General features: G+C 72.0%; 20 protein-coding genes. 10 read left to right on the plus strand and 10 right to left on the minus strand.

Annotated elements, in window-relative coordinates:
* Positions 1–57 precede the first annotated feature (57 nt).
* Both J2S55_RS08695 and J2S55_RS08700 read right to left on the minus strand, forming a co-directional pair.
* Positions 58–999, minus strand: coding sequence for a hypothetical protein (locus J2S55_RS08695; RefSeq protein WP_306858605.1), 942 nt, complete (start codon positions 997–999; stop codon positions 58–60).
* 126 nt (positions 1,000–1,125) lie between these two features.
* Positions 1,126–2,403: a cryptochrome/photolyase family protein gene (locus tag J2S55_RS08700; protein WP_306858606.1), complete on the minus strand. Its 1,278-nt coding sequence runs from the start codon at positions 2,401–2,403 to the stop codon at positions 1,126–1,128.
* Positions 2,404–2,540: 137 nt separating this feature from the next.
* Here J2S55_RS08700 and J2S55_RS08705 point away from each other — a divergent pair, with 137 nt between their 5' ends.
* The 3 genes from J2S55_RS08705 (at position 2,541) to J2S55_RS08715 (ending at position 5,197) form a co-directional block, all read left to right on the plus strand.
* Positions 2,541–3,614, plus strand: a complete 1,074-nt coding sequence (locus J2S55_RS08705) for a MerR family transcriptional regulator (protein ID WP_306858607.1) — start codon at positions 2,541–2,543, stop codon at positions 3,612–3,614.
* Positions 3,615–3,722: 108 nt separating this feature from the next.
* Positions 3,723–4,247, plus strand: coding sequence for an RNA polymerase sigma factor (locus tag J2S55_RS08710; RefSeq protein ID WP_306858608.1), 525 nt, complete (start codon positions 3,723–3,725; stop codon positions 4,245–4,247).
* Positions 4,244–5,197, plus strand: coding sequence for a YbgA family protein (locus J2S55_RS08715; RefSeq protein ID WP_306858609.1), 954 nt, complete (start codon positions 4,244–4,246; stop codon positions 5,195–5,197). The genes J2S55_RS08710 and J2S55_RS08715 overlap by 4 nt, the downstream gene beginning before the upstream one ends.
* A gap of 76 nt (positions 5,198–5,273) precedes the next feature.
* Here the strand turns inward: J2S55_RS08715 and treZ are convergent, their stop codons facing one another.
* The 5 genes from treZ to J2S55_RS08740 all read right to left on the minus strand — a co-directional run bounded on the left by treZ (position 5,274) and on the right by J2S55_RS08740 (position 15,181).
* Entirely contained in the window at positions 5,274–6,983 is a 1,710-nt protein-coding gene (treZ, locus tag J2S55_RS08720; protein ID WP_306858610.1) for a malto-oligosyltrehalose trehalohydrolase, read from the minus strand.
* 3 nt (positions 6,984–6,986) lie between these two features.
* Positions 6,987–9,170 (minus strand): malto-oligosyltrehalose synthase, encoded by a 2,184-nt coding sequence (gene treY / locus J2S55_RS08725; protein ID WP_306858611.1) that lies wholly within the window; start codon positions 9,168–9,170, stop codon positions 6,987–6,989.
* Complete coding sequence (gene glgX / locus J2S55_RS08730; protein ID WP_306858612.1) at positions 9,163–11,268, minus strand: glycogen debranching protein GlgX; 2,106 nt, start codon at positions 11,266–11,268, stop codon at positions 9,163–9,165. The genes treY and glgX overlap by 8 nt, the downstream gene beginning before the upstream one ends.
* A gap of 207 nt (positions 11,269–11,475) precedes the next feature.
* Positions 11,476–14,706, minus strand: coding sequence for an ATP-binding protein (locus J2S55_RS08735; protein WP_306858613.1), 3,231 nt, complete (start codon positions 14,704–14,706; stop codon positions 11,476–11,478).
* 178 nt (positions 14,707–14,884) lie between these two features.
* A complete protein-coding gene (locus J2S55_RS08740) occupies positions 14,885–15,181 on the minus strand; it encodes a hypothetical protein (RefSeq protein WP_306858614.1) in 297 nt (98 codons plus the stop codon).
* A gap of 236 nt (positions 15,182–15,417) precedes the next feature.
* On the opposite strand from J2S55_RS08740, the gene J2S55_RS08745 reads away from it, so the two are divergent.
* The 4 genes from J2S55_RS08745 to mscL all read left to right on the plus strand — a co-directional run bounded on the left by J2S55_RS08745 (position 15,418) and on the right by mscL (position 17,454).
* Positions 15,418–16,269, plus strand: coding sequence for a helix-turn-helix domain-containing protein (locus J2S55_RS08745; protein ID WP_306858615.1), 852 nt, complete (start codon positions 15,418–15,420; stop codon positions 16,267–16,269).
* A 54-nt stretch (positions 16,270–16,323) separates the two neighbouring features.
* The gene (locus tag J2S55_RS08750; RefSeq protein WP_306858616.1) at positions 16,324–16,536 is read left to right on the plus strand and encodes a DUF397 domain-containing protein; all 213 of its coding nucleotides are present in this window, start codon (positions 16,324–16,326) and stop codon (positions 16,534–16,536) included.
* Positions 16,537–16,773: 237 nt separating this feature from the next.
* Positions 16,774–16,974 (plus strand): DUF397 domain-containing protein, encoded by a 201-nt coding sequence (locus tag J2S55_RS08755; protein ID WP_306858617.1) that lies wholly within the window; start codon positions 16,774–16,776, stop codon positions 16,972–16,974.
* A 51-nt stretch (positions 16,975–17,025) separates the two neighbouring features.
* Positions 17,026–17,454: a large conductance mechanosensitive channel protein MscL gene (gene mscL, locus J2S55_RS08760; RefSeq protein ID WP_306858618.1), complete on the plus strand. Its 429-nt coding sequence runs from the start codon at positions 17,026–17,028 to the stop codon at positions 17,452–17,454.
* A gap of 90 nt (positions 17,455–17,544) precedes the next feature.
* Here mscL and J2S55_RS08765 read toward each other — a convergent pair whose 3' ends face one another.
* Positions 17,545–19,416 carry a hypothetical protein gene (locus J2S55_RS08765; protein ID WP_306858619.1) on the minus strand — a complete coding sequence of 624 codons (1,872 nt, stop codon included), beginning with the start codon at positions 19,414–19,416 and terminating at the stop codon, positions 17,545–17,547.
* A 140-nt stretch (positions 19,417–19,556) separates the two neighbouring features.
* Here J2S55_RS08765 and J2S55_RS08770 point away from each other — a divergent pair, with 140 nt between their 5' ends.
* Positions 19,557–20,165, plus strand: coding sequence for a hypothetical protein (locus tag J2S55_RS08770; RefSeq protein WP_306858620.1), 609 nt, complete (start codon positions 19,557–19,559; stop codon positions 20,163–20,165).
* Between the two features lie 51 nt (positions 20,166–20,216).
* Here the strand turns inward: J2S55_RS08770 and J2S55_RS08775 are convergent, their stop codons facing one another.
* The gene (locus tag J2S55_RS08775; protein WP_306858621.1) at positions 20,217–21,215 is read right to left on the minus strand and encodes a Gfo/Idh/MocA family protein; all 999 of its coding nucleotides are present in this window, start codon (positions 21,213–21,215) and stop codon (positions 20,217–20,219) included.
* Positions 21,216–21,299: 84 nt separating this feature from the next.
* A complete protein-coding gene (locus J2S55_RS08780; protein WP_306858622.1) occupies positions 21,300–22,883 on the minus strand; it encodes a peptide chain release factor 3 in 1,584 nt (527 codons plus the stop codon).
* A 226-nt stretch (positions 22,884–23,109) separates the two neighbouring features.
* On the opposite strand from J2S55_RS08780, the gene J2S55_RS08785 reads away from it, so the two are divergent.
* Positions 23,110–23,871, plus strand: coding sequence for a PP2C family protein-serine/threonine phosphatase (locus tag J2S55_RS08785; RefSeq protein ID WP_306858623.1), 762 nt, complete (start codon positions 23,110–23,112; stop codon positions 23,869–23,871).
* Between the two features lie 644 nt (positions 23,872–24,515).
* A complete protein-coding gene (locus tag J2S55_RS08790; RefSeq protein ID WP_306858624.1) occupies positions 24,516–25,061 on the plus strand; it encodes a hypothetical protein in 546 nt (181 codons plus the stop codon).
* Positions 25,062–25,067: the final 6 nt, after the last annotated feature.

A 25,067-nucleotide genomic window follows, 5' to 3' on the forward strand; every position in this document is an offset into this window, starting at 1 on the left:
AGCCCTGAGCTTGCCACCGTTGGCCGGTCCCGTCAGCCCACTGGACTGATCTTCTTGTCAGCCGGTGAGGATGTCCTCACGGCGGGCGACGAGGGAGTCGCGCAGGCGCGTCAGCTCACCGCAGCGGGCGGCCAGGTCGTTGACCGTGCCGTTCACCCACTGGGCGACCTCGCCGACGGCCTGACCGGTGCGGGCGATCCGCTGATGCTTGATCGCGTCGGTGATGATGTTGTCGAAGAACATGTCGACGAACCAGCGGGTGTCCACCTTCGGGAGTTGGGGGCTGGCGTGCACCCCGACGTCGGCGAGCTCGCGGGAGAAGGCGTCCAGAGCCCGCTGGGCGTGCCAGGCCGCCTCGTCGGCGTTGCGCATGTGGCCGTGCTCCAGCATGTCCGCGAAGCCGCCGCCGCCGCTCAGCATGTCCCAGGTGGAGGCGCCACGGGCGTTGCCGAGGGAGCGCAGGACCTGGCCGACCGCCTGGGCGGCGGTGACCCCGGCGTGATGGGCCTCCTCGTGCTCGCGGAGGTCGGCGTGGGTGTCGGCGAGCCGCTGGCCGAGCTCGGTGAGCTCGCGCCCCCGGGGGTCGGCCGTCTCGACCAGCACGCGCTCCTTGCGTTCGAGCAGCGCGGCGAACTCCTCCCGGGAGTGGGCGACCTCGGTCAGGCCGTTCTCCACGGCCGCCTGGTCGCTCCGGAGCCATTCGAGACGGTTCCGTTGCCCGTCCAGGCGCTGCCGCAGGGCCTGCGCCTCGGCCTGCTCCTTGGCGAGCTTCTCCTCCTTGGAACCGGTCAGGCCGGACAGGAACGCGCTGAAACCGCCCTCCAGCCTGGAGACGTCGCGCTCCTCCTCGGCGAGCTGGGCCTCCAGGTCGCCGATGAGCTGCCCGACCTCGTCGAGCTGCACGGCCACCGCCTGGCGCTGCCTGGTCAGCTGTTCCAGCCGGCGCACCCGGTCACGGGCGGCGCGCAGGTCATCATCGATGCTGTCAAAGGAGGTCACATATTTGCGACGTCTGAAGCGGCCAAATCGTTCCGTCCGGTATGCGGTGGACCCCGCCGGCACGTGCCGGGCGCCGCGGCCGCCGGCGGGGCCTGCCGCCCTCCCCCGAGACAGGGGAGGGCCATGTCAGTCCATCGGGACCAGCGGGGCGGGATAGCCCCTGATCCTCGTAGGCATCCGCCACGGCTCGTAGATCAGCTTCGTCGGCACGCCGTCCAGCTCGGGCAGGTAACGCCGGATGTATTCGCCCTCCGGGTCGAACCGCCTGGCCTGCCGTACGGGATTGACCACCCGGTTGGGCCGGGTGTCGTTGCCGGTCCCGGCCACCCACTGCCAGTTGCCGTAGTTGTTGGGCACCTCACCGTCGAGCAGCAGGTCGAAGAAGTGCCCGGCTCCCACCCGCCAGTCCACCCGCAGCCGTCTGACCAGGAACGACGCGGTCACCATGCGGGCCCGGTTGTGCATCCACCCCTCGGCGAGCAGCTGCCGCATGCCCGCGTCGACGATCGGCACCCCCGTCCTGCCCTCCTTCCACGCCTGCGCCGCGTCCTCGTCGTCGTGCCACCGCTGCCCCCGCGACCGGTAGTCGTCGCGGTTGATCCGCGGGAAGGCCCGTGTCACCTGGTGGAAGAAGTCGCGCCAGCACAGCTGCCTGACGAAGTCGTCGCCGTTGACCGCCAGCGACTCCAGCTCCAGCGGCGACAGGCAGCCGGCGCGCAGGTAGGGGCTGAGCCTGGAGGTGCGGTTCCCGGCGAGGTCGTCGTGGCCGGCGGCGTAGTCCTCCACGCAGTACTTCAGCCACTGCCTCATCCGCGTGCGCGCCACCGTCTCACCCCCCGGGAACAGTCCGTTCGGCCCGTGCCCGGCGACCGGCAGCGGACCGCCCTCCAGCCCCTCGGGGACGGGCACCTTGTCGGGGGGCTTCAGCACCTCCCGGCGCCGCTGCCCGCTCCAGACCCGCCAGTAGGGCGTGAAGACCCGGTAGTGGTCGCCGCCGCCGGAGGGCCTGAGCTCGTCCGGCGGCACGACCGTCACACCGGGGAAGGTGCGCAGGCCCATCCGGTGCCGCCGGCACTCCTCGGCGAGCCGCCGCTCCCTGCGCTGCGCGAGCGCGCCGACGTCCGCGCTGACGTAGACCGCCTGGGCCGGGAGCTCGCACGCGAGCCGGACCGTCTCCACCACCGGATCGCCCTGGCGGACCACGAGGTCGCCGCCCCGGTCGCGGAGCGATCCGCGCAGGTCGGCGAGGCACTCGGCGAGGAAGGACGCCCGGTGGCCGGCGGGCATGCGGGAGTCGGCCACGAACAGGGGCACCACGCGGCAGGCGTCCGCGCACGCGGCGGCCAGCGCCGGGTGGTCGTGCACCCGGAGGTCGCGGTTGAACAGCACAATGACGGTATCCATCACCTGATGCTTCGCGGCCGCCCCACCGGCGGTTGCATCCGCCGGCCTCCGCCGGCCGAAAGGACGTTCAGGGGGATGAAGCACCCGCGCCGCCTGGCAGGCTGGTGACGCGACCGTGGGCATGGGGTGAGACGGGCATGGACGAGCAGGGTCAGGAGACCGCCGAGGAGGGGCCGGGCTACGGCATAGGGGCCGTGGCCCGGCGGCTCGGGGTGCCCGCTCCCACACTGCGCACCTGGAACCTGCGCTACGGGATCGGCCCGAGCCACCGCAGCCCGGGCGGCCACCGCCGCTACGACGCCGGTGACCTGCTGCGCCTTGAGGAGATGAACCGGCTGATCAGGGCCGGGGTCCCGGCCGCCGACGCGGCGCGGATGGTGCTGCGGACCGCGGCCGCCCCGGCGGGGGCCGAACCCCGAGGCGAGCCGACGTCCGCCGTGCCCGGCGGCTCGCCCCGGCCCACGCCCCCGGAGACCGCCCCCGCCTCTCCCCCCGAGCAACCCTCGGAGACCGGACCGACGTCCGCCGGAGGGCGGCCTCCGTCCGCCGCGGCGGGCGTCACCCGCCCGCGGCTCCCGGACACCGCGCCATGGGTACGGCCGGCGATACCGACCGCGACGATGCTGGCGCGGGCGGCGACCGCCCTGGACAGCCGGACCGTGTCCGGCTGGATCGGCGCGGCGCTGGACAGGCACGGGATCATGTGGACCTGGGAGAACCTGGTGCTCCCGGTCTTCGGGACGATCTGCAGGCGCCAGGCGGAGACCGGCGCGAGCGTCGAGATCGAGCACCTGTTCACCGACCGGCTGCTGGCCGCGCTGATCCCGCTCGTCGAACGCCCGAGCCATCCGGTCAACGGGCGGCCGGTGCTGCTGGCCTGCGCCGAGGACGAGCAGCACAGCCTGCCGATCTACGCCCTGGCCGCCGTGCTGACCACCGACCACCACGTGGAGACGCGGGTGCTCGGGGCGCGGACCCCCTACCCGGCGCTGGCCGACGCGATGCGCCGCCTCGGCCCGGCGGCGGTCTTCGTCTGGTCCCAGTTGCGCGAGACCGGTGACCCGGCGCCGCTGGCCTCGCTCCCCCTGCTCCGCCCTGCGAGCCGCGTCATCGTCGGCGGTCCCGGCTGGGGGGACGGGCTCCCGCCGTCGATCCCGCACGTCACCTCCTTCCGCGAGGCCCTCACCCGGATCAGCGCCGCGCTGCACTGACCATTCCGGCTCCGGAGGCGCGCCGGTCCGGTCACCCAGGGTTGCGATCACCTCGACGGAGGAGTATGAATAAGTTTTGAATAGGTTTTCTCGGCAAGGGTGACCACCATGACAGACGACCTGAACGTCCGGCTCGCCCGGGGCGACGATGCGGCGGTGACCGAGTGCTTCCGTACGCATGGCCCCCTCGTCCGTTCCTACCTGCGGCGGTTCGTCCCCCCGCAGGAGGTCGAAGACCTGCAGCAGGTCGTCTTCGCCGAGGTGTGGCGCTGCCGGCACCGCTTCGACCCGGCACGCAACCTCCCGGCGTGGCTGATCGGCATCGCGCACAACCGGGCGGTGGACCACCTGAGGGCGCGCACTCCGCAGACGGTGCCGCTGGACGGGGTGGCCGACCCGGCAGGCTCCGACGGCCGGACCCACGGGGACGGCCTGGCCGAGCGCGACCAGGTCCAGCGGGCGCTGGCCGAGCTCCCGGCCCCGCAGCGCCAGGCCATCGAGCTGGCCTACTACGGCGAGCTGACCCAGCGGGAGATCGCCGAGAGGCTGAGCGTCCCGCTGGGCACCGTCAAGGCCCGCACGGCCCGCGGCCTGCGCCGCCTGTCGGGCCTCCTCGCCCAGGCCGCGGCATGAACGGCCAGGTCAGACCTCGGGTCGCGGTGTCGAGCTGCCTGGTGGGCGAGCTGGTGCGTTTCAACGGCGGCCACAGCCGCGACAGGTTCCTCAGCGGGGAGCTGGACCCCTACGTCGACTGGGTGCGCATCTGCCCGGAGGTGGAGATCGGCCTCGGCGCCCCGCGCGAGTCCCTCCGCCTCGAACGCTCCCCCCGGGGACCGCGCCTGGTCACCAGGAAGACCGGGGTGGACCTCACCGACCGGATGGCGTCCCTGGCCGCCGGTCGGGCCGGCGCCCTCGACGTGGACGGCTACGTCTTCAAGTCCAGGAGCCCCAGCTGCGGAGTGCACGGCGTCCCCCTCTACGCGGGTGACACGGCCGTGGACCGCAAGGGCAGGGGCGTGTTCGCGGCCCGGATCCTCGACGCCCACCCGCTGCTGCCGGTGGAGGACGAGGGGCGGCTGAACGACGCGCTGCTCCGCGAGACCTTCGTGGAGCGGATCTTCGCCCAGGCCAGGCTCCGCGCGCTGCTGGAGGACGACTGGCGCGCACGCGACCTGGTCGCCTTCCACTCCCGGCACAAGATGCAGCTGCTGGCCCATGACCCCGCGGTCTACCGCGAGGCGGGCCGGGTGGTGGCCCGGGCGGGCCTGCGCCCCCGCGAGGAGCTGGCCGCCGACTACGCCCGCGCGTTCGGCACGGCCTTCGCCAGGAAGGCCGGCATCGGCCGCCACGTCAACGTGCTCCAGCACTGCATGGGCATGGTGAGCGACGCGCTGGACCGGACCCGGCGGGCCGACCTGGCGGAGGTCATCGCCTCCTACCAGGCCGGCCAGGTGGCGCTCAGCGTGCCGGCCACCCTGATCCGCCATCACGCGCGCGGCGCGGCCGCGGCGTATCTCCGGGACCAGACATACTTCTCGCCGTACCCGCAGGAGCTGCGCCTGCGCAACCACGTCCCCGCCTGAGCCGCCGGTCCCGCCGCCGCGTCCACCGCTCCCCGCCGCCGGAGGACCGCGGGCCCGCCCGGCCGGTCAGGGCTGATCAGGTCCCGGCGAGGCGGAGCACCGCCAGGGAGCGGGCGGGGAGGGTGAGGCCGGAGTCCAGGTGGACGCCGGGGTCGGAGACCAGCACGGCCCTGGCCGGGGCCGTGAGGTCGAGCGAGACCGGCGCGGCGCCGAAGTTGACGGCCACCCGGAACGCTCCCCGGTGGACGACCAGCCAGCCCTCGCCGTGCTCGACCCGGACCCGGTCGAGCCTCGGGTCCGACAGGTCCGGATGCGCGCGGCGCAGCGCGATCAGGGCCCGGTACCAGTCGAGATGGGCCCGGTGGGCGTCGTCGTCGAGCTCGCTCCAGTCGAGCTTGGAGCGCAGGAACGTCAGCTCCTCCCCCGGGTCCGGCGCCTTGTCGGCCCAGTCGTCGTAGCCGAAGCCGATGAACTCCCGCCGCCGCCGGTCGGCCTCGCCCTCGCGGAGCTGCGGCTCGACGTGGTCGGTGAAGAACAGGAACGGCGTGCGCGCCCCCCACTCCTCGCCCATGAACAGCATGGGGGTGAACGGCGAGGTTAGCAGCAGCCCGGCGGCCAGCCGCAGCGCCTCCGGCGCCATCCGGTCGCCCTCGGCGCGGTTGCCGATCTGGTCGTGGTTCTGCGCGGAGCAGACGAAGCGGTAGCCGGGAACGTGCCGGGCCGGCCGGCCGTGCGAACGTCCCCGGAAGGACGAGTAGGTGCCGTCGTGGTAGTAGGCCGAGGTGAGCACCTTGGGCAGCGCGCCGGCGAAGTCGTCGTAGTAGCCGTGCCGCTCCCCGGTCACCGCCACGTGCAGGGCGTGGTGGAGGTCGTCGTTCCAGGCGGCCGCCAGGCCGTACCCACCGGCCTCGCGCGGGGTCATCAGGCGCGGGTCGTTGAGGTCGGACTCGGCGATGAGCGTCAGCGGCCTGCCCACCGCCGCCGACAGCGCCTCCACCTCGGCCGCCATCTCCTCCAGCAGGTGCACGGCCCGCTTGTCGTGCAGCGCGTGCACGGCGTCCAGCCGCAGACCGTCGAGGTGGTAGTCGCGCAGCCACTGCAGCGCGTTGCCGATGAAGTAGCGGCGCACCTCGTCGGAGCCGGGACCGTCCAGGTTGACCGCCTGCCCCCAGAAGGAGGAGGCGCTGGAGTGGAAGTAGGGGCCGAACGGGGCCAGGAAGTTGCCGGACGGGCCGAGGTGGTTGTGGACGACGTCGAGGATCACGCCGAGGCCCTGCCGGTGGCAGGCGTCCACGAACCGCTTGAACCCGTCGGGGCCGCCGTAGTTGTCGGTGACGGCCCACAGGTCCACCCCGTCGTAGCCCCAGTTGCGGCCGCCCGGCACCGGCGGCACCGGCATGACCTCGACGAAGTCGACGCCGAGCGCGACGAGGTGCTCCAGCTTCCCGATCGCCGCCTCGAAGGTCCCCTCCGGGGTGAAGGTGCCGATGTGCAGCTCGTAGATCACCGACCCCGGCAGGCCGCGACCGCGCCACAGGTCGTCGCTCCACACGAACCGGTCGTGGTCGTAGACCCGGCTCGGCCCGAAGATCCCCTCGGGCTGCCAGCGGGTCCGGGGATCCGGCAGCGGCTCGCCGCCGTCCAGCCGGAACCGGTAGTCGGTGCCGTGCCCGGCTCCGGGCACCTCCGCCGACCACCAGCCGCCCGCCCCGGCGGACATCGGGTGGCGGACCCCGTCGATCTCCACATCGACCGCCGTCGCCTGCGGCGCCCAGACCTCGAACATGGGCTACTCCCTCTCCAGAAGCGCGACCGGGTGGGCCGACAGCAGGTGGGCCAGCGGGATCCTGCCGGTGTGCTCGGCGCCGGTCAGCAGGTCGCGCCAGGCGCCGGGCGGCAGCGTGACCGTCTCGCTCCCCCAGCCGCCGCGCCGGGCCAGCCCGGCCGGCAGCCGGGTGACCACCGTCACGGCCTGCTCCCCGCGCGCGAAGGCGACCGCGTGCTCGCCGGCCTCCAGCGGGACGTACGGCGCGGCCGGGTCCAGCCGCCGCCGCAGGTTCAGGGCCTGGGTGGTGACCAGCAGCTTGGCCTCGTCCCACGGTGTGCCGGCCTGCCCGGCGAGCATCCGGCGGCGCAGCGCGAAGTCGACCGGGCGCCGGTTGTCCGGGTCGACCAGGGAGAAGTCGGTGATCTCATTGCCCCAGTAGAGGTCGGGCACGCCCGGGAGCATGAGCTGCAGGAGCTTCTGGCTCAGCGAGTTGGACCGGGCGTAGGGCTCGATCCTGGCCGCGAACTCCGCGACGGAGGCGCCGCACCCGTCGATCGCCCGGGTGACGAAGTCGCGGATGCCCGCCTCGTAGGCGGGGTCGGGGGCGGCCCAGGAGATCGAGGTCTTGGCCTCGCGGGCCGCCTTGAACAGGTAGTCGAAGAACCTGTCGGGACCGATGGGCCAGGCCGCCATCAGGTTCTGCCAGGCCAGATAGTCCAGCACCGGGTCGAAGGAGACCTTCGAGGACCACTCCCCGACGGCCGCCGCCCACTCCTCCGGCAGCTCCGACAGCACCGCCAGCCGGGCGCGCACGTCCTCGGAGCGTTTGGTGTCGTGCGTGGACAGCGTCGTCATCGAGGTCGGCGACATCTCCCGGGCGAAGGCGTGGAAGCCCTCCACGGCCCCGTCGAAGTGGTCGGGCTCCCCGCCCACCTCGTTCAGGCACGCCAGCGGATACCACCGGTAGAGCGCGGTGTCCTCCACCCCCTTGGCCATCACCGGCCCGCAGGTCTGCTGGAAGCGGGTGACCGCCTCGGCCGGGCCGCGCAGCACCCTGTCGACGACCTCCGCGACCGGGGCGCCCTCGGGCAGCCGGGCCGCGGCGGCCCGCCCGGCCGCCTCGACGATCGCGGCCGACTCCGCGGGCACCGGCTCTCCCGGCACCGCGTAGGCCCGGTAGACCGGCATCGCGGCGAGCAGCTCCACCAGCGTCTCGCGGTCGGAGCCGACGACGGCGTGCAGCCGGTCGACCTCGGCGGCGAAGAACAGGTCGAGGACCTCCCGCTTGGACTGCCCGACCACCGTGGCGTAGTCGTGCGGCATGCCGGTGTGCTTGACGAACAGCTCCAGCAGCGGCCCGGCGCCGGCGGGGTCCACGAACAGTCTGGTGATCCGGTTGAGCACGTCGTAGCCGGTGGTGCCGTCGCAGTCCCAGTCGGCGGGCAGCCGCTCGGAGCCGACCAGGATCTTCTCCGCCACGGTCCACACACCCGAGGCCGCGCGGAGCCGCGCCAGGTAGCCGCGCGGCTCGGCCAGCCCGTCGGGGTGGTCCACCCGTAGGCCGTCGACGACTCCCTCCGCCACCAGCTCCAGGATCAGCCGGTGGGTGGCGTCGAAGACCTCCGGGTCCTCCACCCGGAGCCCGATCAGCGAGGACACGTCGAAGAAGCGCCGGTAGCCGGGCCCTCGCCGCCAGTCGACCAGCCGGTAGTGGGTGTCGGGCAGGGGGAACTCGTGGTCGTGGTAGCGCAGCACGCCGCCGTCGGCCACCGGCTCGGTGTCGTCGCCGAGCACCGGCATGTTCACCTTGCCGCCGACCCACTCGATGTCGAACCACGGCGCGTACGGCGAGGCCTGGCCGTCCTTGAGCACCGACCACAGCGGCGCGTTGCCCGACTCGGGCACCGGGACCGTCATGTGGTTGGGCACGATGTCGACGACGATCCCCAGCCCGTGCTCGGCCAGCGCCGCCGACAGCGCCCGCAGGCCCTCGATCCCGCCGAACTCCGCCCGGATCCGGGAGTGGTCGGTCACGTCGTAGCCGTGCCGCGACTCCGGCACCGCCTGCAGGATCGGCGACAGGTAGACGTGGCTGACCCCCAGCTCCCGCAGGTAGGGGGCGAGCGCGGCGACCTCGGCGAAGCCGAAGTCGGGGGTCAGCTGGATCCGGTAGGTCGAGATGGGTCCGGTCAGTCGCTCAGACACGCCGCAGCACCCTCACCGACCTGCCGACCACCGGCACGTCCTCGCCCGCCCGGCAGATCCGGGTCTCCACTGTGATCGGCATCGCCGTGTCGATCTCCGTCAGCCACATCTCGCCGTAGTCCTTGGGAATCGTGAATTTGATGACGTCGTGGTGGGCGTTGAACAGCAGCAGGAACGAGTCGTCGGTGATCTGCCGTCCGCGGCGGTCCGGCTCGGTGATGGCGTCGCCGTTGAGGAAGACCGCCAGCGACTTGGCGTAGCCCACGTTCCAGTCCGCGTCGGTCATCTTCTCGCCCTGCGGGGTGAACCAGGCGATGTCGCTGAGGTTGTCCTCCGAGCCCCGCACCGGTCGGCCGTAGAAGAACCGGCGGCGCCGGAAGACCGGGTGGTCGGCGCGGAGTCTGGACAGCCGCCGGGTGAACTCCAGCAGCAGCCAGTTCTCCCGGACGTCGGACCAGTCGACCCAGCTCAGCTCGTTGTCCTGGCAGTAGACGTTGTTGTTGCCCTGCTGCGTGCGCCCCAGCTCGTCGCCGTGGGAGATCATCGGCACGCCCTGGGACAGGAACAGCGTGGTCAGGAAGTTGCGCTTCTGCTGCTCGCGCAGCGACTCGATCGTGAGGGAGGCGGGCCCCTCCGCCCCGCAGTTCCAGGACCGGTTGTCGTCGGTGCCGTCCCGGTTGTGCTCGCCGTTGGCCTCGTTGTGCTTGCCGTTGTAGGAGACGAGGTCCTGGAGGGTGAACCCGTCGTGGCAGGTGACGAAGTTGATCGAGGCGGCCGGGCGGCGGCTGTCGTCCTGGTAGAGGTCGCTGGAGCCGGTCAGCCGGGAGGCGAACTCCGGGAGCGAGGCCGGCTCGCCCCGCCACAGATCGCGGATCGTGTCGCGGTACATGCCGTTCCACTCGGTCCACCGGGCGGGGAAGTTGCCCACCTGGTAGCCCCCGGGGCCGACGTCCCACGGCTCGGCGATCAGCTTGACCTGTGACAGCACCGGGTCCTGCTGGACCAGGTCGAAGAAGGCGCTCAGCCGGTCGACCTCGTGCAGCTCCCGGGCCAGCGTCGCCGCCAGGTCGAACCGGAAGCCGTCCACGTGCATCTCGATGACCCAGTAGCGGAGCGAGTCCATGATCATCTGGAGCACGTGCGGGGAGCGCATGAACAGGCTGTTGCCGGTCCCGGTGGTGTCCATGTAGTAGCGCTCGTCGTTCTCGACCAGCCGGTAGTAGTTGGGGTTGTCGATGCCCCGCATGCTCAGCGTGGGGCCCAGGTGGTTGCCCTCGGCGGTGTGGTTGTAGACCACGTCGAGGATGACCTCGATGCCCGCCTCGTGCAGCGCCTTGACCATCGCCTTGAACTCCAGGACCTGCCCGCCGCGCTGGCCGGTGCTGGAGTAGGCGTTGTGCGGGGCGAAGAAGGCGATGCTGTTGTAGCCCCAGTAGTTCGTCAGCCCCCGCTCGGCGAGCACGTGGTCGGTGACGAACTGGTGCACCGGCATGAGCTCGATCGCCGTCACCCCGAGCGCGGTCAGATGGTCGATGATCTCCGGGTGCCCGATGGCCGCGTAGGTGCCGCGGATCCGCTCGGGGATCTTCGGATGGTTGATCGTCAGGCCCTTGACGTGCGCCTCGTAGATCACCGTGTCGTGGTACGGCCGGGCGGGCGGCCGGTCGTGTCCCCAGCCGAAGAACGGATTGATGACGATCGAGCGCGGGACGAACTCCGCCGAGTCGATGTCGTTACGGCTGTCCGGCTGCCCGAAGCGGTAACCGTAGGCCGCCTCGTCCCATTTCACGTCGCCCTCGACCGCCTTGGCGTAGGGGTCGAGGAGGAGCTTGGCGGGGTTGCACCGCAGCCCGCGCGCCGGGTCGTAGGGGCCGTGCACCCGGTAGCCGTAGCGCTGCCCGGGGCCGATGCCGGGCAGGTAACCGTGCCAGACGTATCCTTCGCACTCGGTGAACGGGACCCTGGTCTCCTGGTTGTCGTCGTCGAACAGGCACAGTTCGACCCGTTCCGCGGCCTCCGTGAAGAGTGCGAAGTTGGTCCCCGCGCCGTCGTAGGTGGCCCCCAGGGGATAAGGGTCACCCGGCCAGATCTCGATCATTACACCGCCCTTCAGCGGTGAGAAGACATGCCCAATGCTGCCCTAGCCATGCGTGCTTTCCCACCCTCAACACGGCGAGCTCCGTCCCCGTTCTCCTTAGGGAAGGTCAAGGATCCTCCGGCCGGCCCATGAAAGGTTCAGGACGTGCGTGACCGGCTCCCAGGGCGGGCTCACCGGGCGTGTCCGGTGCGGGGCCGCACCCCGGGCTCACCAGGGGGCCGCCTCCTGGGCGGGGAGCCGGGCCCGCAGGTCCCGGAGCGCCGGCCTGTACACCTCCGTCCCGGCGCGGCGGACGAAGTCCTCCGCCGCGCGCAGATGCGCCCCGGCCCGCTCGCGGTCGCCGTCCAGCAGGGCGAGGCGCGCCAGGCACAGGTCGGTCACCGACCAGCCCAGCAGGCGGCCCGCGTTCGGAGCCAGCCGGCCGTACAGGGCCCACCCGGCGGCCACGTCGCCGAGCGCCGCGCAGAGCTCGCTGACCGCGTCCGGCACGAACCGGTAGGCCAGGTCGGGCTCGATCAGGGCGAAGCCGTCGCGGGAGATCTCAGCGAAGACCACGCGCGCCTCGTCGGCCCGGCCCAGGTCGATCAGGGCCAGGCAGCGCAGGATCTGCCAGGGCCGCTGGCCGGGACGCTGAGCGAGCGTCTTGTCGGCCAACGTGAGCGCCTCTCCGGCCGCGCCCCGCGCTCTCAGGGCGAGGAAGCGGAGCACTCCACTGCGCAGATCCGCGTCGCCCCTGCCCATGGACCCCCGTCCCAGGGCTCCCTCCGGATGTGCCGCGCCGGACTCCTCCGCCGCGGCGAGGGCGTCGGCGAAACGCCCGCCCAGGTAGGCGAGGACCGCGCTCTGCCAGGCGGTCAGGCTGACCATCGAGGGGAGCCGGAGCCGGTCGGCGGTCTCCCTGAGCCAGGACAGCAGCTCGACGGCCTCGTCGGCCCGCCCCTGGGCGCTCAGCTCCATGTACTCGGCCTCGCGTCCGATCCACTCGACGGTCAGGTCACCGGTGCGCAGACCGATCTCCAGGAGCTCGTCGATGACCGCCCGCGCGCCGTCGTGGTCGTGGTCGTGCCTGAGCACCATCTCCAGGACGATCAGCGCGTTGGACAGCGCCCGATCGTCGCCGGTACGGCGGGCCAGCCGTACCGCCTCACGCGCCATCGCGACGCTGCGCTCGACGGGACGGGCCGCGGAGCCGGTCATCGCGGCGGCGGCGAGCAGCCGGGCCCGCCACGGCGAGCCCTCGGCCAGCCCGGAGGCGAGGACCCGGTCGATGCGCTCGACGAGCCGGTCGATGCCGGTGATCTCCTCGTACATGGCCAGGTGGATGGGGTCGGAGAAGCCCAGCACCGCCCGGGCCAGCCGGTTGTCGTCGCCGAGCCCCTCGGCGATCTCCGCGGCGGCCTCCAGGGAGGCGTGGGCCGCGATGCTCATGCCCGCCGCCGCCTGCGCCTCGGCCAGGTCGATCAGCAGGTCGCAGCGGAGCGCGTCGTCGGACCGGGGGAGCCGGTCGATCATCGAGATCGCCTGTTCCAGGTTCTCCACCGCGTCCTCGTGGGCGAACTGCGCCATCGCCTGGGCCGCCGCGCGCCGGGTGTAACCGATGGCCTTGCCCGCCATCCGAGGGGTCAGCAGGCCCTCGCGGTAGTGGTGGGCGATCTCGGTGAGACGGGTCCCGCTCCGCTCCTCCACCACCTCGGCGATCCGCGCGTGCAGCCGCCGACGGCGCAGCGGCGGCAGCCCCTCGCGGAGCACGTCGCGGACGATGTCGTGGACGAACCGGCAGGTCAGACCGTCGCCTTCGATCAGCAGCCGGGCCCGGACCGCGGCGTCGACGATGTCGAGCACCCGCTCCTCGGGCAGCTCCACCACCCGGAGCAGGGTATCGGTCGCCGCGTCCCGGCCGAGCAGGGCCGCGACGGTCAGCACCTCCTCGGTGTCCGGCGGCAGGCCGGCCATCCGGCCGCGCACGACGTCGGACAGGGCCTGCGGGGTCTCCCCCAGTTGCAGGACCTCCCCCAGGAAGAACGGGTTGCCCGCGGTCAGCCGGTCCATCTCCCCGGCCCGGTCCGGATCGGCGCCGGCCCGGCCGAGATACTCGCGGATCTCCTCCTCGCCGAGCCCCCGCAGCAGGAGCCGCCGCACGTGCGGCAGCCGTACCAGCGCGCCGAGGGCGTGCTCCAGCGCCCCACCGGGGGGCACGTCGGTGTCGCGGTAGGTGGCCACCACGGCCAGCTCCGGGCAGAGCCGGGTGGAGGCGAGGAACTCCAGCAGCCGCAGCGACGACGCGTCGGCCCACTGGAGGTCGTCGAGGACGACCATGAGCCGGCCGTGCTCGTTCAGCAGCCGGGCGAACGCCTCGTAGAACTGGAACTGCCCGGCCGCGGCGAGCTGGGTCAGCTCACCGTCCTTGCCGACCAGCTCCTGTACGGCCTGCGTCCACGGCCAGAAGGGCGGTGTGCCGCTGCCGTCCCAGCAGCGGCCCCACACCACCCGGCGGCCCCGGGAGCGGGCGGTCTCGGCGGCGTGTTCGGCCAGGCTGGTCTTGCCGATCCCCGGTTCCCCGGCCAGCAGCACCACCTGGTGTCCCTCGCCCGCGACCGCCAGGTCCAGTGCCTCAGCCTCGGCGTCCCGGCCGACCAGCCGGGCGCGCCGGCGCGCCGCCGTCCGGACCCGGGGTGTGAGGGCGGGGTCCTGGTCGAGGATGCGCCGCTCCATCTCCCGTGACCGGGGGTCGGGGTCCAGCCCCAGGTCCTCCACCAGGAGCCTGCGCCCCTCGGCGAGCACGGCCAGCGCGTCGGCCTGCCGCCCGGCCTGGTAGAGGGCGTGGGCGCCGAGCACGCGGAGCCGCTCCCTGAACGGGTGGGCGGCGACCAGCTGGGACAGCGCGCCGGTCAACGTGGCCCCCAGGCCGAGTGCGAGGTCGGCCTCGGCCAGGTCCTCCTCCAGCGCCAGCCGGAACTCGGCCAGGTGGGCGATCTCCTCGGCGGCCCAGGCGGCGCCCGCGAAGTCGGCGAGCGGCTCCCCGCGCCATTCCTCCAGCGCCAGCCGGAACTGCCGGCCGGCGGCCTCGTGCTCGCCGCCGGCGCTCATGCGCCTGCCCTCGGCCGCCCGCTCACGGGCCCTGGCCAGGTCGAGCGCGGTCTCGGGGATGTCGAGGGCGTAGCCGCCGGGCCTGCTGACCAGGACGGCAGGGGGCACGTCCCGCCGCCTGCCGGGCTCGAAGACACGGCGGAGCTTGGAGATGTACGCCTGGACGGTGTTGACCGCGCCGGGCGGCGGCACGTCCTCCCAGAGCGCGTCGATCAGCCGGTGCGGTCCGACCGGACGGGGGGCGGCGAGCATGCACATCGCCAGCACCGCCCGCTGCTGGTAGGGCCCGATGTCCAACGGCATCCCGTCGTCGGCGACCACACCGACCGGTCCCAGCACACGAAAGTCCATCCGGCCACCTCGCTCGCGAACTCGGCCGATAGTACCTTTCGCACCGCACCGGCATGCCCGGCCGCCGGATGCCCGCCGTCCCGCGCCCGACCGTCCCGCACCCTGACCGTCCCGCACCTCCGACCGTCATGTACCCCCTGACCGTCACGCACCCCTGACCGTCACGCACCCCCGACCGTCACGCACCCCCGACCTGAAGCCGGTCGATCCGCCCGGTGCCGTCGCAGAGCGAACACTGCTCGTGCCCGCCGGTCGTGCCCTCGCCCCGGCACAGCCCGCACCTCAGCAGGGCGCCGAACCGGGGGTCGCGGTAGGTGTGCCGGAACAGCCTGCCGCGGTCGATCTGCCATTCCTGCACCCAGGCGAACGCGTCCACCTCCGCGAAGATCGAGACGTCCAGCGCCCGCAGGCAGATGATCAGTAAGCTGCCCGCACCGATCCGGGGACCGCCGCGGAATCCGATGTCGTGCTTCAAGGACCGTCACCTCCTTGAAGGTTCACCCCAGTGGGGCCTCGCTCCTGTTTTACCCTGGTCTGTGCCATAGAAGACTGCCATTGGCAATTACCACAGGAATGTACCTCTGGTGGTTACCTTCTGGGATTGCCAGACGATACTGCCGTTTGACTGTTACCATCGCCACGGCCTGGGAAGGCTTCCATGAGCGAGGCGGCAGCCGCCCTGCACCGTCGGGGAAGAAGAGGTGAGCGCCGATGGCCGGCACCAACCCCACCCTGCGCCGCCGACAGCTCGCCAGCCGCCTGCGCGAGCTCCGCGAACAGGCCGGCAGGAGCATCAAAGAGGCCGCCGAACAGCTCGAATGCTCACCGGCGAAGATCAGCCGGATCGAGACCGCCCAGCGCGGCGCGCTGCCCCGGGACGTGCGTGACCTGTGCCTGTTCTACGGGATGACCGACCAGGCGCAGATCGACGCCCTGATGTCCCTGGCCCGGGAGGCCAAGCAGCAGGTGTGGTGGCAGGAGACGGAGGACGTCGACTTCCGCCCCTTCCTCGGCCTGGAGATCGACGCCACGGCGATCTCGGAGTATGAGACGACGACCGTCCCCGGCCTTCTCCAGACCGAGGACTACGCCCGCGCGGTCATCAAGGGATATCTGCCGGGAATGGCGCAGGACGTTCTGGAAGAGCGGGTCGCCTACCGGCTCAGGCGCCAAGAACGCCTGCACGGGCCCCATCCGCCGAAATACTGGGTGCTTCTCGACGAATCCGTGCTGCACCGCCATGTGGGCGGGGTCGAGGTCATGAGGAAGCAGCTTGAACACCTCGGAAAGGCCTCCGAGCTGTCCCACGTGACCATCCAGGTGATCCCCTTCACCGTCGGCGCGCACATGGGATTCGACAGTGCTTTCATTTTATTGGAGTTTTCCGATCCCACAATCGGCGACACCGTGTATCTCGACACCCTCATGGGTAGCTTCTACCTGGAGAAAGCCAGAGAGCTCGAACGTTTCAGAGAAACGCTCAACCATCTTCGCGCAGTGGCCCTGAGCCCACAGGAGTCAGCCGTCCACATCGCGAGGGCATACGATAGGTTCGCTGCCTGACCGGCGCATTCCGTCATCCGACCGACAATCCCAACGAATTCTCATGGAGAGACGATGACGTCTTCCAAAACCACTGAGCCCGCCACCCTCCGGTGGCAGGTCTCAAGCCGGTGCAACAACGGCTCCTGCGTGGAAATCGCCCGGCTTCCCGACGGGGGCGTGGGCATGCGCGACAGCAAGAACAAGAATGGACCGGTCCTGGAGTTCACCACGGCGGAATTCCAGACTTTCATATACAGCATCAAGGACGGAAAGTTCGACCTGTAGAACCGGCTTCCCACACAGAGGCCTGAGACCTTGAGACGGCGCCGCGGAGGATCCCGCCGGCGCCGTCTCCTTGTTCACCGGCCGGCCGCGGGGGCCGTCCGCGGCGGCGCACCAGGCACTCGCCCCCCGGCAATCACAGCGGACGATCACAGGTCCGTGGCGTGAAAATAGATTATAATTCTCGCGGCGCGACGCTCTTCCATGGGAAGAGTTGTCAATCTTTCCGGGAGGAGACGCATGGACAGCGGCTCGCGGTTCCATGGAGCAGTCTGGCGATCCAAGTGCAACAACGGCACCTGCGTCGAAATCGCTTCGCAGGGCGGCTGGGTCGGCGTGCGGGACAGCAAGGACGGCGGCACCGGACCCGTCCTGTCGTTCACCCAGGAAGAGTGGAGCACCTTCGTCAAGGCCGTGAAGAACGGGGCTTTCGACGTTTGACCTCCGCCGCGGGGGTAGTCCGAGCGTTCTCACGAGCGGAGGACGCCAAGAATGGGCGGATTCAAGAAATTCCTGATGAGAGGCAATCTCGTCGAACTCGCCGTGGCGGTGGTGATCGGCGCGACCTTCAGCGGCCTGGTGCAGGCGCTGGTCAAGGATCTGATCACACCTTTGATCGCGGCCATCACCGGGGGCGGTGGACCGGACTTCTCGACATATGTGTTCACGGTCAACGGCGCCAAGTTCATGTACGGCGACTTCGTCAACCACCTGTTGAGCTTCCTCATCATCGCCTCCGTCGTCTACTGGCTGGTCGTGATGCCGATGACCCGGGTCATCGCCTTCTTCGACCGGGACAAGGAGGCGACCGAGAAGAAATGCCCGGAGTGCCTCAGCGACATCCCCGTCGAGGCGAGCCGCTGCGCCTTCTGCACCGTGGAGCTGTCCCGGGTCCGCTCCGCGGACAGACCGCCCGCCTGATCACGCACCACGGAACTGCCCCGGTCCGCTCCGCGGGCGGCCCGCCCGCCTGACGGTGGGGACGTGGGGTCCCCGGCTGCCGGCGGGGGCTCAGGGACGGCGGAAGACCGGGACCTGCCGGCCCGCCCGGTCGGCCCCCTCCAGCACCACGCCGGAGCCGGGCGCCGGCCCTCCTCCGGGACCCCGCACGACGACGAGCGGGCCCCGGCCCGTGCGGTCTCCGGCGCCCGGGCCCGCCACATGGATCCGGGCGACGCGGCGGCTGCCCACGGCCAGGTAGTGCCAGCGGCCCGAGGGGGCCCGCCACCACGTGCCCGCGACCAGGTCGCGGCTGAGGCGGCTGCAGTCCCAGGTGTTCTGCCGGTCCCCGGTGGGGATGGCGCCGGTCCGCCCGCCGGCGGTGACGTACAGGACGGTCCGGGACGCGCTGGTCCCGTCGGCGTGGGTGAAGCGCGCGCACATCCACCGGCCCCTGGCCCCCTCCGGCAGCTCACCGCTCCAGAACTCCCAGGCGGTGGCCGAGCGGACCTCGGTGCCGGGCCGCGCCAGCGCGCACCCCAGGCGGGACCACGCGGCGAAGGCGCCCGAGGACGCGTCCAGCTCGCGCGGGCCGTACCGGCCGGCGTCGGCCGCCTCCGAGGTCTCGTAGCGGATGCTGCCCGGGGCCAGCTCGCCGAGGTCGACCACCGTGTAGGGCGTGCCGGGGGCGACGCCGGGCGCCCGCAGCCTCAGCACCGGGCCCCGCCAGCACCTCCCCCCGGCCAGGACGGGGACCGGCGAGGTCACGCCGTCCTCGACCGGGACCCTCCGCCACGACGGGGCCGGGCGGCCCAGCGCCGCCGCGGAGACCTCCTGCACCCAGGGGGGCAGCAGGTAGCGGGCGCCCCGGCCGGACGTCCGGAGCCTCAGGGGCCCGGAGCCGCCCGCCCCGGACCGGGGCTCGGGGAAGACCTGCAGGGAGCGGCCGGCACCGGACTCGCTGTAGCGGGCGATCCGGCCGGGCTCCCGCAGCACCACCACGCGCGCGCCGTCGACCTCCCCGGCGTACAGGAGCTGGGGTCCGGCGGCCGGCGGCCCCGCGGGAGCCCCGTGGAAGACCTCGGCCCGCACCTCGCCCGGCGTGCCCCAGGCCCTGAGCGCCCGCTCAAGCAGGCGTCCGTCCCCGCGCAGGCCACCGCGGGCCTCCCACGCCCCCAGGTCCAGCTCGGTGGTCCTGCGCCAGGCTCCGGCGGGGACCTGGCTGAGCGCCGGCGGCCGGGCGGCGGCCTCGGCTCCCCCGGCCGGGCCGCGCCCGCCGTACAGGCCGGCCAGCAGGGACGTCCCGCCGGCGAGCAGGGCCAGCCCCCCGGCGCCGGCGCTCAGGGCGCGCCCACGCGCGGGCGTGAGCCGTCCGTAGACGCGTGCGAGGGTCGGGTCGGAGGACGGGGCGCGCAGCGGGCCGAACCCCTTCTCGACCGCGGCGACCGCGGCGACGGCCGCATCGGGGTCCTCGACGCCGCCCCCGGCCAGCGTCTCGCGGACCTCGTCGGGGCCGAGCCCCTCCATCCGGGAGAGCGCGTAGGCGGCGCGGGCCGACGGGGAGAGCCGGTCGACGGCGGCGCTGAAGGCCCGGTCGCCGCCGACCACCGCGGGGATGACCTCGATCCTCGTGCCCCGGCCCGGCAGCCGCCAGGAGCGGTGGCGCAGCGCCCGGCGCAGGACCTCCCGTCGCAGCGCCTCGATGCCGGCGCCGTCGCGGACGCCGGTGCCGGTGCCGGTGTCGATGCCGTCGCCGTCACCGTCGCGGGCGCCGGTGACGTCGCGGGCGCCGGTGCCGCGCAGCATGACGCGGGTGACCATCCGGTGCGCGAGGACCATCCGGCGCTCGCCGTCGCCGTGCGGGGGCAGCACCAGGTAGGCGAGCCAGACAAGGTCCCGATACGGTCGGGCCAGGGCAGGGTTGCCCCTGATGGACCGTGACACGGCACCCCCTCCGGGTCGGCCACTTCGGGTAATCACTGAAATACGGTCGGTGAATAATAAGACCGTGCGTCCGGCCGGGGGCGGCGATGTTGGGAAAGCGTCCGTTTAGCCGAGAAAATCACCTGTAGGACGATGGGACCGTGAGTGTAGAACTGGCCGTCTGGCACGAGCCCGAGCCGATCAGCAGACAACGCGCGGAGAGCGTCTTCCAGGCGCTGCGCCGCGGAGAGCCCGGCGCCGCCGAGCCGCACCCCGGGGTGGCGGCGTTCGCCGGGCGGCTGGCCGAGGCCGAGCAGGTCTCCCCCGCCCACGCCGTGGTCACCGTGGACCCGGACCGGGCCGACGAGGTCTCGGGCGAGGTCTTCGCCCTGGCCCGTGAGTGCGGGCTGGTCTGCTACGACCCGCAGCGGGGGCTGGTGCACAACCTGGCGCCGCTGGGCGTCTACTCCGGCATGCAGATGCACACCGGCGACGGGATGATCGTGGTCGATCCCGACCTGCGGCTCGTCACCGACGCGCTGGCCACCATGTCGCCGCAGAACCCGTTCACGGCGCTGGTCGTCTTCGGCGAGCACTTCGTCCAGACGTCCCCGGAGATCACGGGCTACGAGCTGGAGTACAAGGACAGCGTCCAGGACCTGATGTTCCGTACGCACGTCCCCGATCTGGAGACGGTCCAGGACGCCTTCGCCGAGTACGCCACCGGCGGACGGACCTTCCTCGACCGCCACGACTGGAGCCGCGTCTGAGCCCGCGCCCCCGTGGCGGCCCGGGACCGGGCCGCCACGGGGGCCGTCAGGTCACTCGCCGGGGAAGCGGACTCCCACCTGCCCGCGGACCTCGTCCATGATGCCCATCACGTCGAGAGTGGCCTGCCAGGGCACGAGCGGGCTCTCCAGCAGGCCCTCGCGCAGGCAGCGCATGGCCTCGGCGGCCTCGTGCAGCATGCCCGTCCCCTCGTAGGGGACGTGGAAGGTCTCCGGTTCGGCGTCCATGCGGTACAGGGTGAAGGTGTCGGGGCGGAAGAACAGGTGCGGCAGCTCGATCCGGCCCAGCGGGCCGGAGACCGACGCGGTGACCGGGCCGTCGGTGGTGATGCCGCACGACAGCAGCGCCACCGCGCCGCTGTCGTAGCCCAGCAGCACACCGGTGTTCTCGTCCACGCCCTCGGGGGTCAGCCGGGCCCAGGACCGCACCGCGGCGGGGGCGCCGAGCATGAGGTAGGCGAAGGAGATCGGATAGACGCCCAGGTCGAGCAGGGCGCCGCCGCCCAGCTCGGGGTCGCGGAGCCGGTGGTCCGGCCCGACGTCGAAGGAGGTCCCGAAGTCGGCGTGGACGGTGCCGACCGGGCCGACCGCTCCCCCCTCGACCAGCTCCACGATCTTGCGGATGGCCGGGATGCAGCGCATCCACATGGCCTCCATGAGGAACAGCCTCCGCTCCCGCGCGAAGTCCGTCAGCTTGGCGGCCTGGGCCCGGTTGAGGGTGAAGGGCTTCTCGCACAGTACGGCCTTGCCCGCGCTCAGGCAGGTCAGCACGGCGTCGTAGTGGGCGTTCTGCGTGTTCGCGACGTAGACGATGTCCACCTCGGGATCGGCGGCCAGCTCGGCCCAGCTCCCGTGAGCACGGGGGATGCCGTGCCGGTCGGCGAACGCCCGGGCGGGCCCGGCGGACCTGGAACCGACCGCGACCACCTCGGCGTCCGGCAGGAGCTTCAGGTCCTCGGTGAACGTGGCGGCGATCCCGCCGGTTGCCAGAATTCCCCACTTAATCGTGCTCATGGGGACATATCTCACCATGTATGGCTCTCCTCGGACACGGCCCGCACCGGCGAGCCCGGCGCGGGCCATACCGGAGAACCCGGCGCGGGCCGTACCGGACGGTCAGCCGCGGGTGTCGGCGAGCAGCGCCTTGAGCACCAGGCCGGGGTGATCGCGCAGCACGCCGCGCATCCGCCACTCGTCGGTGAACAGCGCCAGCAGCTCCCCGTCGATCGCCCGGGTGAAGACCTCCACGCCGCGCTGGCGGGCCAGGACCGGCGCGGACTCGGCGTCGGTGATCCGGGCCAGGCTGAAGTCGAGCCGGTCCATCGCGATCTCGGTGTTGAACTCGCCGGCGAGCCGGTGCTTGACCACGTCGAACTGCATCGGGCCGACCGCCGCGAGCACCGGCGACTGGTCACCCCGGATGTCGGAGCGGAGGACCTGGACGACGCCCTCGGCCTCCATCTGCTCGATGCCCTTGCGGAACTGCTTGGCCCGGCTGGAGTCGCGGCAGCGGGCCGTCCAGAAGTGCTCGGGCGCGAAGCTCGGGATCCTCGGGAACTCGACCGCCGAGCCGTCGTAGAGGGTGTCGCCGGGGCGCAGGGCCGTGGCGTTCACCAGGCCGACCACGTCTCCGGGGAAGGCCTCCTCGATCGTGGCACGCTCCTGGCCGAAGACCGACTGGGCGTATTTGGTGGCGAAGGGACGCCCGGTCGCCGCGTGGGTCAGCACCATGCCCCGCTCGAACCGGCCCGAGCAGACCCGGACGAAGGCGATCCGGTCGCGGTGCGAGGGGTCCATGTTGGCCTGCACCTTGAAGACCAGGCCGGAGAACGGCTTGTCCAGCGGGCGGGGGTCGTCCTTCACGTCGGGGCGGGGCGCGGGCGCGGGCGCGACGTCGACCATGGCGTCCAGCAGGCGGCCGACGCCGAAGTTGTTCAGGGCGGCGCCGAAGAGCACGGGGGTGGACTCGTGCGCCTCGAACGCCTTCTGGTCGTGGTCGGACCCGATCGCCGACAGCAGGTCGACCTCGTCCTTGGCGCGCTCCCAGTCTTCGCCCAGCTCGGCGAGGGCCTGGTCGGGGGTGAGCTCCGTCTCGATGGCCTTGGTGGCACCGCCGGGGGTGCGGGTGTAGCGGACCGCCTGGTCGACGACGCGGTCCACCACGCCGTGGAAGAAACCGCCGGTGCCGATCGGCCAGGTGAGCGGGGTGGGCCGCAGACCGGTCTTCTCCTGGATCTCGTCCAGCAGCTCCAGCGCCTCGCGGCCGGGCCGGTCCCACTTGTTGACGAACGTGATGACCGGGATCCGGCGGTGCCGGCAGACCTCGAACAGCTTCAGGGTCTGCGGCTCCATGCCCTTGGCCGCGTCGAGTAGCATGACCGCGCAGTCGACGGCGGCCAGCACACGGTAGGTGTCCTCGGAGAAGTCGGCGTGGCCGGGGGTGTCGACCAGGTTGAACATGTGGCCCCGGTATTCGAACCGGAGAGCGGCGGAGGTGATGGAGATGCCTCGGGCCTTCTCCATGTCCATCCAGTCGGAGGTCACACCGCGGCGGCCGGACTTGCCGTGCACGGCGCCGGCCTCGGTGATCGCCGAGGCGTGCAGCGCCAGCGCCTCGGTCATGGTCGACTTACCGGCGTCGGGGTGGCTGATCACCGCGAACGTGCGGCGCCGTGCCGCCTCCTGGATGATCGCGGTCATTTCCTGGTCTCCTAGCCGTGCGTAGGGTGGGGAGCCCCGCGTCGCGCGGGCCGTCGCAACAGCTTACGCGCCGCCGCAGCTGTCAACAGATGTGGCAACACTTCCCCAGGCCGCTTGCGTCACCATGGTGTTCAGTGGATTGTGGAACAACTCGGTTCGCCCCATGCCCGTCCCAACTGCTCGAAAGCGACTCACTCGTGCAACTCGACGTCCCAGTGGTGTGCAGATGATCACACTTCGCTATGCGGCTGGCTCCGATGTCGGCCGGGTCCGCCAGGGCAACGAGGACGCGGCCTACGCCGGCGCCCGACTGCTCGCCGTCGCCGACGGGATGGGCGGCCACGTGGGTGGGGAGGTCGCCAGCTCGGCGGCGATCGCCACGGTGGCCGGCCTGGACCATGAGACCCCCGAGGACCTGGTCGCCGCGGCCGAGGCCGGGGTCCGCAGGGCCAACCAGCGCCTGCGCGAACTGGTCGAGCAGGACCCGAGCCTCACCGGCATGGGCACCACGCTGACCCTGATGCTCTGGGACGGGCCGAGGGTCGCCCTGGCCCATATCGGCGATTCCCGCGCCTACCTGCTCCGCAACGGCGATCTCTACCAGATCACCTACGACCACACCCTGGTCCAGACGTTGATGGACGACGGGCGGATCACCGCCGAGGAGGCCGCCCGGCACCCGCACCGGTCGATCCTGCTCCAGGTCCTGGACGGCGGCGAGAACGTCGACCCCGACCTCTCCCTGCGCGACGCCGAGGTCGGCGACCGTTACCTGCTCTGCTCCGACGGCCTGTCCGGGGTGGTCGACGCCGACCGGCTCCGGCACGTGCTCGCCGAGATCGACGACCTCGACGCGGTGACCCGGCAGCTCATCGAGCTCGCCTGCGAGGCCGGCGGCCCCGACAACATCACCTGCGTGGTCGCGGACGTGGTCGAGGGGCCCGGCCCGGACACCCCCGTGGTGGTCGGCGCGGCCTCCCCCTCCTAGGCGCTCCCAGGCGACCGCCCTCCCCAGACGGCCGTCCTTCCCGGATGGCTGTCCTTCCCGAGCGGCCGTCCTTCCCGTAGGCGACCGCCCCTCCCAGACGCCCCCCTGCCGGGCGGCCGTCCTTCCTGGATGGCTGTCCTTCCCGGGTGGCTGTCCTTCCCGGATGGCTGTCCTTCCCCGGCGGCCGTCTCGCGCCCGGCGGGCCGTGGCGCCGGATCCTGGCCGTCGGGCGGGGCAGCCGCTATCGTCGGATTCCTCGCGCTCCTCGCCGGTCACCGCTCTGGAGGCATGTCATGTACAAGGAATTCGCCATCGAGGCGATCGTGTGGCTCATCCCCGTCGTGATCCTCGTCGGCCTGGCTTACATGATCACTCGGCCCGCCTGACCTCCTCCCCCTCTCTCCTGCCGCCGCGGGCCCGGAGCGCCGCCGCGGGCCCGGAGCCCCCGGCCCGCTGAAATTTTTTCCAGCATTCTTCATGAGCCGGGAACTATCCCCTTTACCCAATCTTTATGTGTAAGTAGTCAGGCACATGCGCTCGGGGGAGCGCCATTGGGCACACCCGCAGGGGGATATCGCACGTCAATGGGCCATTTTGTCGATGCCGCATTAGCTTTTCCGACTGTTCTGTTCACATTCCCGCTCGTGGTGATCATCGGTTACTGGCTGCTCGTCGTGTTCGGCGGCGCCGGGTCCGACGGTGACGGCGGGACGGAGCCCGCCGGATCCGGCGGGCTCCTGGGAGGTCTCGGGCTGGGCGGGGTGCCGGCCGTGGTGACCGTGTCACTGCTGGCCGTCATCGGGTGGTCCGTGAGCCTGGCCGGCGGCGTGCTGTTCAGCGGCGTCCCCGCGCTGACCGGCGTGCTGGTCGCGGCGCTCGTCTGCGCCTGGGCCGGCGCCCGCCTGGCCGTGCGGCCGCTGCGCCGCGCCGCCCGGAGGGGGCGCGGACCCTCCCGCGCCGATTTCGTGGGCCGGACATGCGTCATCCGCACAGGCCGGGTGGACGCGGCCTTCGGCCAGGCCGAGGCCACCGCCCCGGACGGTTCTTCCGCTCTCGTTCAAGTCAGGCAGACCGGCGACGACGCTTTCGACGCCGGCGACACCGCCCTGATATTCGCCTACGACTCCGCGGGCGAGTTCTTCTGGGTGATGCCGTACGACGCGGAACTCGACCCTGACCGTCCTATTTAGCCGAAG

It is taken from the genome of Streptosporangium brasiliense, from assembly GCF_030811595.1.
Classification (GTDB): domain Bacteria; phylum Actinomycetota; class Actinomycetes; order Streptosporangiales; family Streptosporangiaceae; genus Streptosporangium; species Streptosporangium brasiliense.